This window comes from Photobacterium sp. J15 (assembly GCF_963870815.1).
Taxonomy (GTDB): Bacteria; Pseudomonadota; Gammaproteobacteria; order Enterobacterales; family Vibrionaceae; genus Photobacterium; species Photobacterium marinum.
The window spans coordinates 1,307,031-1,318,011 of the sequence record NZ_CAWMUI010000002.1 but is presented as its reverse complement, the minus strand read 5'-3'; the positions used below and the strand labels follow the sequence as shown (position 1 = coordinate 1,318,011).

The 10,981-nt window shown below is 45.1% G+C and carries 7 protein-coding genes; 5 read left to right on the top strand and 2 right to left on the bottom strand.

The annotated features are described in order from the left end of the window. Positions 1 to 139: 139 nt before the first annotated feature. On the top strand, positions 140 to 2,026 hold the full coding sequence (locus AACQ93_RS22880) for a methyl-accepting chemotaxis protein (RefSeq protein WP_064609162.1): 1,887 nt from the start codon (positions 140 to 142) through the stop codon (positions 2,024 to 2,026). A 115-nt stretch (positions 2,027 to 2,141) separates the two neighbouring features. On the opposite strand, the gene AACQ93_RS22875 is transcribed toward AACQ93_RS22880, so the two are convergent. Further along, a complete protein-coding gene (locus AACQ93_RS22875; protein ID WP_064609160.1) occupies positions 2,142 to 3,047 on the bottom strand; it encodes a LysR family transcriptional regulator in 906 nt (301 codons plus the stop codon). 250 nt (positions 3,048 to 3,297) lie between these two features. Between AACQ93_RS22875 and AACQ93_RS22870 the strand changes: the two genes are divergently transcribed. Together AACQ93_RS22870 and AACQ93_RS22865 are read left to right on the top strand one after the other, a co-directional pair. After that, positions 3,298 to 4,935: a glycoside hydrolase family 13 protein gene (locus AACQ93_RS22870; RefSeq protein ID WP_064609716.1), complete on the top strand. Its 1,638-nt coding sequence runs from the start codon at positions 3,298 to 3,300 to the stop codon at positions 4,933 to 4,935. A 97-nt stretch (positions 4,936 to 5,032) separates the two neighbouring features. Further along, complete coding sequence (locus AACQ93_RS22865; RefSeq protein WP_064609159.1) at positions 5,033 to 6,121, top strand: tyrosine-protein phosphatase; 1,089 nt, start codon at positions 5,033 to 5,035, stop codon at positions 6,119 to 6,121. Positions 6,122 to 6,204: 83 nt separating this feature from the next. Here the strand turns inward: AACQ93_RS22865 and glgX are convergent, their stop codons facing one another. Beyond that, positions 6,205 to 8,154, bottom strand: a complete 1,950-nt coding sequence (glgX, locus tag AACQ93_RS22860; RefSeq protein ID WP_064609157.1) for a glycogen debranching protein GlgX — start codon at positions 8,152 to 8,154, stop codon at positions 6,205 to 6,207. 376 nt (positions 8,155 to 8,530) lie between these two features. Between glgX and AACQ93_RS22855 the strand changes: the two genes are divergently transcribed. Then, complete coding sequence (locus AACQ93_RS22855; RefSeq protein WP_064609154.1) at positions 8,531 to 9,874, top strand: carbohydrate porin; 1,344 nt, start codon at positions 8,531 to 8,533, stop codon at positions 9,872 to 9,874. A gap of 133 nt (positions 9,875 to 10,007) precedes the next feature. Beyond that, on the top strand, positions 10,008 to 10,907 hold the full coding sequence (locus AACQ93_RS22850) for a MalM family protein (protein ID WP_064609152.1): 900 nt from the start codon (positions 10,008 to 10,010) through the stop codon (positions 10,905 to 10,907). Positions 10,908 to 10,981: the final 74 nt, after the last annotated feature.

Here is a 10,981-nt window from a genome sequence, read left to right as displayed (position 1 = left end):
CAGAAATAAAACAAAATGACGTCGGGATAGCCTCTAATCGGGGGAGCTTATTTTAAGTCGATAACGGCTGTTTCGTAGTCAATCATAATACAGCTAAAGCGTATTACTGCTAATGCGGTAAAAAAAACAAAGGGAATCAATGTTTAATCTAACTCTTAGGCAAAAGCTGGCGCTTTCTGCCAGTATTGCCATTATCTTAGGTGGAATGCTGGTGACAGCACTTTCATTTATGTCATCGCTTGGACGGTTGGACGAGGAGCTCAATGATCGGCTTCGGGGTGTAGCATCTTCTTACAATACTTATGTAACTGATTGGTTGGAAGCTAAAGGTGATGCGCTTTCGGCACTGCCGGAAACCGTTATCTCTGAGTCACTTTCGGATCACCTGAAGCAGGTTCGTGATTCTGGAAAATTCGATAACGTCTTCCTGGCATTTAATGATGGTTCGCAGGCGAATGCTAACAATGTTCAGCTTCCACCGGGTAATGACGACCCTCGTAAATGGTCTTGGTACCAGAATGCGATGAAACTGAACGGTCAGGTAACAGTAGAAAACCCGACGGTCGCTGCGGCAACAGGCGCAACGGTTGTGTCTATGGGTAAAGCTGTAACTGTATTCGGCCAGCGTGCAGTACTAGGTGCTGACGTTGAAATGGCAAACATCATCAAGCAACTTGAAGATGTTGTTCTGCCTGGCGAAGGTTATATGCTCATTGCTAACGGCGAAGGTAATTTGTTTGCTTATGCTGATACTTCGCTGCTGAACAAGCCGGTAAGTACGCTGGACAGTGATCTGACAGGTAACCTGCTAGACAGTCTTGCTCGTGAAGGTCATATCGCGAAAGTAGTTCTGAACGGTCGTGATAGTTTTGTATTCGTTTCGCCAATTAAAGGCAAAGACCTCAATACTGTTATCGTGATCGACTACGAGTCAGTGGTTGCACCGCTTTACGATGCACTGGTTGGACAGGTTTTGACCACACTTTTAGTGGTTGTGATCTGTGTATTCCTGTTTAACCTGCTTTGTGTGTACCTGTTCAAACCGCTTCAACAGGTTTCAGGAGCTCTGGCAACGATTGCTCAGGGTGGCGGTGATCTGACTCGCCGTATTGACCTTGACAGTAATGATGAAGTCGGTGAGTTGGCTCGTAACTTTAACCAGTTTGTTGCCAGCCTGCAGGTTCTGATTGGCCATATTCGTACTCAGGGTGAAGAGCTTAACGAAGCTTCAATTGCCGGTGAGTCACGCGCTGATAAAACCGCTACTGACCTGCAGCGTCAGCAGGATGAGATTGCTATGGTAGCGACTGCGGTTACAGAGATGGCGTCAGCAACGCAAGAAATTGCATCTCATGCTGAACAGACTGCGCGAGCTGCACAGGATTCAACTTCTCATACCAATAACGGTCGTGAGCTGGTGGAACAAAGCAAGGTGTCGATTAATAACCTGGCGACAGAAGTTAATGAAGCAACCGGTGTTATCGGTGAGCTCCATACTCATGCTCAGGACATCAACAGCATCCTTTCAACCATTCAGGGCATTGCAGAACAAACCAACCTGCTGGCACTGAACGCGGCGATTGAGGCAGCCCGTGCCGGTGAGCAGGGACGCGGCTTTGCGGTAGTTGCTGATGAAGTTCGTGTGCTTTCCCAGCGTACGCATACATCGACTGAAGAGATTCAGGGAATGATTGCAACCTTGCAGCAGACGACATCTAAAGCGGTTGATCTGATGGAAACCAGTTCGCAACTGGCTCAGTGTTCTGTTGAGGATGCTGATAAAGCGACTGATGCATTGGTACAAATCAATGATTCTGTAGCCATGATCAGCGACATGGCAACTCAGATTGCGACGGCTGCTGAAGAGCAGACCCACGTGACTGATGAAATCACTCAGAATACCACCACTATTAAAGATGTAACCGACCAGCTTGCTCATGATGCCAGCGATGCTCGCCGTCAGGCTGAAGAGCTGAGTGGTCAGGCGGCTAATCTGAATGAGAAAGTGGCAACATTTATTGTATAAGCCAAATGGTTTTGAGTTTTAAAAGTTAGCCATAAATTGAAAGCCCGTTACTTACAAAGTACACGGGCTTTTTTATATCGCTTTTCAGGAAGTCAGAGACATGGCCTTTTCCAGGCTATCGACTCCCACAGCTTATAAGTAGTTCTTTTATGTCAAATACATGATCGGCTAACACCTCATTGAGGTGATAGATTCCGACTGTGCCAGTCTGACCTTTCTTTGCCAGAGGTAAAGCAACAATATCCGACTTTGCAAAATACTCCGCCATACTTTGAGGGTAGGGCATGATGGCATTGGTGGTTTTCAATATATCAATGCTGGCAGACAGCGAATTAATCTCATACACAATTCGCTCTGATATTTTTTTCCGTTCTCTCTCCAGTTGTTTCGGTACAGGGTTATCGATGATATGTTGGTAAGTATCGGAATCCGGTGTGACCTGTAGTAATGGATATAGCTCTGTATCGGCTGCGACTTTATTGTTGACCAGCAGGGGGTGAGATTGGTGTACAAACAGAGCCTCCTGATCCTGCAGTAACGGTGTGAAAGTAACGTTACATTTGCGGGATAACCCGATGATCTCGTGTCCGATGAAAAGATCGATATGACCGTGGATCAGCATCTCCATCAGTTTAAGGTGGTTGCCAAATTCCAGTTGGATCGAAATCGAAGGATGATTGGCACTGTATTGTCGTAGGGCATTTTTAACAAAGACTTCCCACCAGGCGTCACCGGTCCCCATGCGGATCTTTTCGGTTTTCCTTTCCTTCAGGTCGGCCATCTTATCGAGCAGGGCATCATGCCGGCGCTGAAGCTCAAGCACTTGCTCCTGAAGCAGCAATCCGTATTCAGTTAACTCAACACCTTTAGATTTGCGGATGAAAAGCGGGACGTCAAAACTGGCTTCGAGCTTTTTCATGTTATTGGTCAACGTTGGCTGGCTGAGACCTAAATGGCTGGCAGCAAGGCTGATATTACCCAGCTCGGCAACCACCAAAAACTGCCGGTAGCTTTTATCCATAAGCGTTTTTGTACCTGAAGGGAAAGGCTAAAAAGAGATTATCGACAAGTCTCACATTTATTGATTTTGATGGAAATCCGCTTTGGCCGAATATTGTGATCTGTGTCGTTATAAATTGCAGTGATATAGGAAAAAGCTATATCACCAGGGTTTGGATGTATTTTTCAGCAAGGAATAATCACCTTATGCTATCAGCATTAAAGATATCACTTGTTTGATTCAAGCTTTTATGGAGCCGATGTCGATGAAAATGACGCCGAAGTGGTGGCATGATGCTGTTGTCTACCAAATCTACCCTCGCAGCTTTTGTGATTCCAACAATGACGGGATTGGCGATCTGCAGGGAATCATAAGCAAACTGGATTACCTGAAGAACCTTGGTGTGAATGTCATCTGGTTGTCTCCGGTATATCGTTCACCAATGGACGACAATGGTTACGATATCTCTGATTATCAGGATATTGCGCCTGAGTTCGGCACCATGGCTGACATGCAGCAGTTGTTGGCTGAGGCTAAGCAGCGCGATATCCGCATTATTATGGATTTGGTTGTTAACCATACTTCTGATGAACATCCTTGGTTCCAGGAAGCTCGTAAGTCGAAAGACAGCCCATACCGTGATTACTACATCTGGCGCCAGCCAAAAGAAGGTGGCTCAGCGCCGGACGAGCAGGGCTCTATCTTCGGAGGCAGCGCATGGCAGTATGATGAGCAGACCGGAGAATACTACTTCCACTTGTTCTCTAAGAAACAGCCGGATCTGAACTGGGAGAACCCTAAGGTTCAGCAGGAAGTCCATAAGATGATGAACTGGTGGATTGAGCAGGGTATCGGTGGCTTCCGTCTGGATGTGATCGACCTGATCGGTAAAGAGATCGATAAAGGGATCACCGGTAACGGTCCACGCCTGCATCCATTGTTACAGGAAATGAACCGCGCGACATTCGGTGATAAAAATCTTCTGACTGTCGGGGAAACCTGGGGGGCGACACCGGAAATTGCCAAGTTGTTCAGTAATCCTGAACGTGAAGAGTTTTCAATGGTGTTCCAGTTCGAGCACATTACTCTGACTTGGGAGCATGGTGATAAGTGGAATCCGATCCCGTTGGATCTGCCTGCCTTTAAGAAAGTGCTGACTAAGTGGCAGGTTGAACTTGAGAATGAAGGCTGGAACTCACTGTTCTGGAATAACCATGACTTACCACGTGTAGTGTCCAAGTACGGTGATGAAGGGAAGTATCGTGTTGAGTCAGCCAAGATGCTGGCAACCACACTGCACCTGATGAAAGGCACACCGTATGTCTACCAGGGTGAAGAGATTGGTATGACTAACGTTGCGTTTGACAGTATTGATGATTACCGTGATATCGAAACCCTGAACTTCTACAAAGAACGTACTGAAAATGGTGTGGCACCGGAAACCATGCTGGCTGCTGTCCATGAGAATAGCCGTGATAACGCTCGTACGCCGATGCACTGGGATAACTCCGATAACGCCGGTTTCTCGACAAACCAGCCATGGTTGCAGGTAAACCCTAACTACCCGGACATTAACGTTGCAGCAGCACTGGAAGATCAGAGCTCAATTTTCTATCACTACCAGAAGTTGATTCAGCTACGTAAGTCACTGCCTGTTATCGTTCATGGTGCATTTGAGCCGGTTTTTGAAGATCACGACAAGGTCTTTGCTTATGTTCGCTCAGACGAGCAACACCGCTTGTTTGTACTGAATAACTTTACGGCGGAAGAGGTGGTGTTGGCTCTACCTGAGTCACTGCGAACAGATAATGCTGAGTGCATCATCGCTAACTATGAACATCGCCAGCAATTGGGTGAAGAGTTAACACTGAAGCCTTATGAATCTTTCGCGGTACTGATGCCGGCATAAAAGTTTATATATGAATAATCTACTGTAATTTCAGTTTATAGTTTTAGCTCTATTCAATACCTGTTGAATAGAGCTTTTTTTGTTGAGGCAAGGAATTATGCTGCACTATCAACATATTAATAATGATATTATGTTCACGGTTCCATATCAGTGTGAGAAATTATATTTGATAGGAACTTTTACCAATTGGGAAAAGAGAGAAGCTTATAAATTCTCAAATACTGAGAATTGGCACATGCTTCGGAAAAATCAGGATGCATTTTATAAATTAGGTAACTCTGGTTATATTGAATATTGCTTATGGGATGATGAAAATCAGAGAACACTGCCTTTTAACTCAAATTACCCTGTCGGTTATTATTTTAATAATCAACATAATGGAAACTTTAATTATCTGTTGTTGCCTGAAAATATAACACCCGAAGAAATAGCACAAATTGCCAGTGACAGTAAGCGCTCCTTTCATATTAAAACTTCCGCTGAAGAGTTTTCTTCTCAATATATTTTGGCAAACTTCAGGGAAGTAACAGGTGGAGAGTTAGCATCGGGGCGTTTGTATCGTTCTTATCATCCGGTTGTTGCCTCCCGTCAGAACCATGCCCAACTGAAAGAGATTGAAACTGAGCGCCAGCAGGTTGTAATGACTTTGCTAGAAGAACATGGCATTAATACGGTTATCAACCTGTCTGAAACCGACAGGGAGTTGGCTTTAGCTCTCGATTCAGCACAAGACAGTTACTATAAGACGTTGTGGCTTAAGGAACAGGTGGTTAGTGTCCCGATGGCTTATGAGACGGTGTATTTCATGTCTGATCGCGATGAGAGCTTTAACCCGGATGAACTGGGTTTTCAGAGTGGTATCCGACAGGTGATTCAGTATATCAGCCAGCATCAGGGCCCTTATCATGTGCATTGCCGTTTAGGTTCAGACCGGACCGGTGTTGTGATCGCGTTTCTTCAACTCATGATGGGCGCGACAAAAGAGCAAATCCGCCATAATTACCTGCAGACGAATAATATGGCGATAGGGGAGTTTCGAAGCTTCCGTCTGCTTGAACAGGCGCTAACCAGTGCCTTGGGTATAGATTGTTTTGAAAACAGTGCAGAAACGGTCAGGCGTTATCTGAGTGAGATCGGAGTGCCTCAGGATATTATTGATACTGCTTACGGTAAGTTAGCAAATTAGGTTGTAATGAGAGAATAAAAAGCCCGGCTGAGTAATTACATCGCCGGGCTTTTTGAGTTTTGGTCTTAGTTAGCGTTTTGGCATTATCCTCGGAACAGAATAGTCAGCGATTTGGCTGCTTGCATGTAAGTGGTCTGAATCTGGCGATTACTCAGGTAACGCTCAGAAGTATCACAAATGACCGACCATTTATTTCCTTCCGGCAGTCTGAAGCGGGTAGGGATGTCAGAATGATTAATGATATACATTAGTTCATTTCCTCCCTTATAAAGCCCCATGTAGAGACCAAAGGCTTCCAGGTTCTGCCAGTCTTCAGCTGTCATATTCTGGCCGCTTGAGTGCCGCCACTGAATCCTGTGATGGCCTCGCTCATGCCCACTGAAGGCTCGGATGAATGGCGCCATAATCTCTTTGCGGGCAGCTATCATTTGGCCCATCCAGGTATGGAACAGTTCATCGCCATGAGACATTTCCCAGTTTGCCCAGCTGATTTCATTATCCTGACAGTAAGCGTTGTTATTACCGCCCTGAGTATGCGACAGACTGTCGACAGCCAGAATATGCGGGATACCGAAGCTGAACAGCAGGGTCGCCATTAGGTTACGTTTCTGGCGTTCGCGGCGGTAAAGAATCGTCAGGTTGTCGGTTTCACCTTCGACTCCATGGTTGTATGAGCGGTTATCGCCGTGTCCGTCACGGTTGTTCTCACCGTTGGCATGGTTATGCTTATGGTTGTAAGAAACCAGATCCTGCAGGGTAAAGCCGTCATGGTATGAGACGAAGTTAACCGGCAGTTTATCCGGCCAGCCACCGGCACTGAACAGATCCCGTGAGCCCATCAGGCGGGTGGCAAACTCTTTGACATTGTTTTTGTTACACAGCCAGTAGCTTTTCACTGTATCCCGGAACTTGTCGTTACACTCATTCCAGCCGCGCGGGAAGTGGCCTAGCTGATAACCGTTAGGGCCGACATCCCATGGTTCGGCAATCAGTTTTACTTTCTTCAGTATCGGATCCTGAGCAACTGCCATAAAGAATGCACTGCGGGTGTTGAAGTAATGGCGGTCACGACCAAGGGTGGCTGCCAGGTCGAATCTGAAACCGTCAACATGGTAGTGTGTGACCCAGTGGCGCAGGGTATCGAGTACAATGTTCAGACTCGGCTGGTAGGTCAGATCGAGTGTGTTACCACAACCGGTGTAGTTAAGCAGCTTTTTGTCTGTGGTTTGCAGGTAGTAGTTTTTATCAAGACTCTTGAAGTGGAATTGAGGGCCGCCGTCACCGCCTTCAGCTGTGTGGTTGAAAACAATATCAAGAATCACTTCAATATCATTCTTATGAAGTTCTCTGACCATGGTTTTCATTTCAGTGACAGCATCAGCAATGGCATAGCGAGGTTCCGGAGCCATGAAGCAAAGGCTGTTGTAGCCCCAGAAATTGACTTTATCCATGTCCAACAAATGTGGTTCGGACATGCAGCTGGCAACAGGAAGTAGCTGTAGTGTGGTGACACCTTGCTGTTTCAGGGACTTGATAACTTCCGGCTGACACAGGCCAAGATACGTCCCTTTATATTCTTCGTCCATATGAGGGTGGAGCTTGGTAAAACCTTTGACATGGGTTTCAAAAAGCACTGTTTCTTCATATGGAATTTGTGGGGAAACCGTATCTTCCCAGTCGAATGTATGCTCGGTAACAACGGATTTTGCGAAATCCCAGCTTTGTTCGGCACGGAATGGCGGAATATAGAAGGGTGTTTTGCTTAGAGCCTGGGCATAAGGGTCCAGTACTAATCTTTTTTCATTTTTATCTGTAATTTGATAGCCATAGCACTGTCCGGCCCGAATATCGGGAACAAATGTATATCTTATTCCCATGTGTTGGTTTTCAAGTTCGACTATTTTCTTTTTATTATTGTTGTCAAACAAAATTAATTTAATATCTTGGTTGTCTGGACAATGAATTGAAAAATTACAACCTTGATCACACAATGTAGCCCCTAAAGGAAATGGCTGAGCTAATTTAGCGAACATTTCTTACTTCTCTTTTCTTTTTTGAACTATTTCTACCCGTTATTAAATCGAGAAAATTTCCGCAGTCAAGGAATGATTTTTTTTGATAAAAAATTAAATTTAATTCACTTACTGATTATTTCATAATTAATGTGATTAAGTGATTGAGGTCTTACTTTTAAATTACATTTTGTATTTTTATTACGGGATTACGCCTGATCTTCGTGAGACGAATCACGAAACACCTCTCATCCCTAATTACTACGCCCCTCTAATCCTCCCTCCTCCCCCCCTGATTAGGATGATGTGCGTAACTGTACGAAAGCTGAATATGAGTCCCGAAAAGGTTGCCCAGATAGTAATAGCAACCGTGAAAATAATTAGAAGGGACATTCCTATGAAACACAAGTTAGTACCTGTAGCAGCGGCTTTACTTACCGCGCTTGCTTCTGCCAACGTAGCTGCTGAGTCCGCAACCGATGTCGTAACTGACGGTTGGGAAGTACACGGTTATGGTTCAATGAACTACCGTATGGTTGAAGGTGAAACTGTAGATACTGAATACGGTAAGCCAGACTACAAAACTGCTGGTACACACGGTAAAAGTACTAACCAGGTAGAATTTACAGTTAAGAAGCACACAGAACATCAGAACGGTGTTTGGTCTGATTTTGTAGTTCGTTCTGAATACGGTAACGGTAATTCTTACGCTTATACATCATCTGGCAGCCAGAAAGACAACACTAAAGCACAGTTTGAAGTTAAAGAAACTTTCGTTGAAATCGGTGGTATCTCTTTCCTTGGCGACGATACATCTATCTGGGGTGGTCAGCGTTACTTGAACCGTGCTGCTGGTTTGCTATCTGGTGAGTTCTGGAAGCAGTCTTCAGGTGTTGGTGCAGGTCTTCAGACTAAACTTGCTGGTAACACTGCTGGTATTGCTGTTGTAACTGCTGACCCTGATGCTGGTTCTGCAGACTCTTACAGTCTTGATTGTAAAGATGGCTCAACAGATCCTCGTGATTGTAGTGTGAAGTTAAACGACGCTAAAGAGCGTTCTACTCTGACATCTGTAGATTTTTACTACTACGGCGTTAAGGCTCTTGGCGGTAGTTTCGATTTTGACCTGAAATTGATGTCTCAGGCTAACAAAGATTCTGACTCAGATTCTGGTGTTGGTTTCGGTATCACTTATAACCGTGACTACTACGGTTTCGATGGCTGGTCCCAGACTGCAATCGCATACGGTAAAGGTGTAGCTCAAAACCGAGGCCTGAACTTTGGTGGTTGGTCAAATGGTAATGATAATGCCGAATCTATCTTCCTGACATCTTACGGTGTTCTGAATATCTCTGATAAGTGGCAGATGGGTTCTGAACTGACTTACCTAGGTGCACTGGATGAACTATTTGGTGCAGAGGACCTTAAACGCTACATTGTTGCTGTACGTCCTTCTTACAATGTGAATGACAACCTGCGCCTGGAAATGACTGCTTCGTACGGTCACGAAGAAGGTAAAGATGGTTACTGGAAGCGTTCAGGCGATTCTGTTGAGAGCGATATTATCAACGTAGAGCTGGCTTCTGCATTTACTGTAAATGCTGACTACTTCGGTCGTCCTCAAATCAAACCATACGTAAGCTACATTAAAGCTGACGATGAGGCGAGTGCTGGTATTATCGGTATTAAGAACGGCGACGACGAAGTTGTTGTTGGTGTTCACACTGAAATCTGGTTCTAAGCCAATTAATGTGAAGGGCAGCCCTCGGGCTGCCTTTTTGAGTATATATCTATTGGACTTTGAAGTAGATTTGAACGAGAGCTAATAGATATATACCCAATATATTTGATTTCTCAGGGTATGGGAGACCAAGATGAAAATAATTAAAACAACTCTGGCTGCCATGTTGGCAGCTTCTTTGATCGGCTGTGCTGCTTCCCCTACATCAGGCAATAACTCTCCAGTGAAAGATGTAGCAATTACTGCGCAGGCCTGTTGTACGACGTATAGTGAATTTTCCTGGGTGCCAATGCAGGGTAGCGAAATTGACTTTGTGGTTGATGAATACTCAAAAGTCGGCATGTTCCCAGAAGGAAAGAGCTACTTTGCCACTTTTGTTTTACCGCAAAATGTTGAGCGGATGCAGGTTGATCTTAAAAGCTGGATGAAATCATCTGGTGTTTTTGCTCCTAAAGTGATGTTGCTGGATCCACAATTCCAGCCAGTTGAAACTATTTCACTGGAAGATTTTGATGTTGCGCCATCAAATCTGTTTAGCCTCTCCAGTTACCAGAAGCGTTTTACAATGGAGCAAAGTAAAACGCCTTATATGGTTGTTTACTCTCCGTTTGAATACCGTGAAGGTCAGATTCAGATCCCGCATCCTGAACGTGTACGAGCAGAAGAGTTAGGCTTAGCACGCCCTATGGTGACAGATCCTGTTATCCAGCATCAAAAATTCGGTTCGCTGACATTAGATCTCAAACCGTTGAATCTGCGTTCTTACCGTGCTGATCAAGTTGTACAGACTCCGGTTTCGAAACCTGCACCTGTTGTTGCAGCACCGGTAGTTGCGGCTAAACCGGCCCCTCAGGCCGCACCTGCTGTAATCAGCGCGAAGATGCTGCCGGAAACAGAAGCCTTCTATAATGCGCAAATCAAGGCGGCGGTAGAGAAGAACGATATGCAAAAAGCGCTTCGTCTGCTTGAAGAAGCCAAACGTGCAGGATCTGCGACAGCGGAATCAACCTTTATTAACTTAATTAAGAAATAACTTTCAGTGGGCAGGTATTCCAAGTAGACCTGCCCGTTTTCATCTCTCCCACTTTATTTTCCTTAATTTCTATT